The sequence below is a fragment of the Streptomyces doebereineriae genome, from assembly GCF_031845645.1.
GTDB classification, from domain to species: Bacteria; Actinomycetota; Actinomycetes; order Streptomycetales; family Streptomycetaceae; genus Streptomyces; species Streptomyces canus.
The window spans coordinates 1-575 of sequence record NZ_JAVREZ010000094.1 but is presented as its reverse complement, the minus strand read 5'-3'; the positions used below and the strand labels follow the sequence as shown (position 1 = coordinate 575).

Below are 575 nucleotides of genomic sequence, written 5' to 3'. Positions count from 1 at the left end.
CCACCAGAGGCTCGACGGCGCCAGAACGAGTTGCCACCATCCACACTGACCACTGCGAACGGCGGTCGGCCGGCCGCGGTCAGCTGGGCCAGCGCTTCAGGGATGCCCAGGCTCATCACCCCGGCGGCGTCGTTGTCCATCCCGTGCAGGGCGATCACCGGACGTAGTGGGCCGTGCTGGCCCGGCGGGCGGGCGATGATCCAATTGGTTTCGACGCCGCCGCGGGCCGCGGAGATGAACGACCCCGAATCGCGGGTCGGTGACGAGTCGCCCGCGGAGGCCGGTTGGTTGGGGCCAGGAGACGCACGGGGCATCGGCGGATCGAGCAGGCTGCCCAATGCCATCAGTCCCGCGGCACCCGCGCCGGTGACACCTAGACGCAGCGCGTCGCGGCGGGTCAGCGAGTTCACCTGCGCATCATTCCAACCCCGAGTGCGTTATGGGTCTCAGCACGCGACACGGTCCGGCAACAGCCCGATAACGCCGCTCACACGCCTCGGTGACCCTGGTCACATCCATCTTGGTACAAAGTGCGAAATCTGTAACACTGTGTCCATGACGGAATTGGTCGAACC

General features: G+C 67.1%; 1 pseudogene. It reads right to left on the bottom strand.

Annotated elements, in window-relative coordinates:
• Positions 1–410, bottom strand: a pseudogene (locus RNB18_RS50865) (alpha/beta hydrolase); the annotation flags it as partial.
• Positions 411–575: the final 165 nt, after the last annotated feature.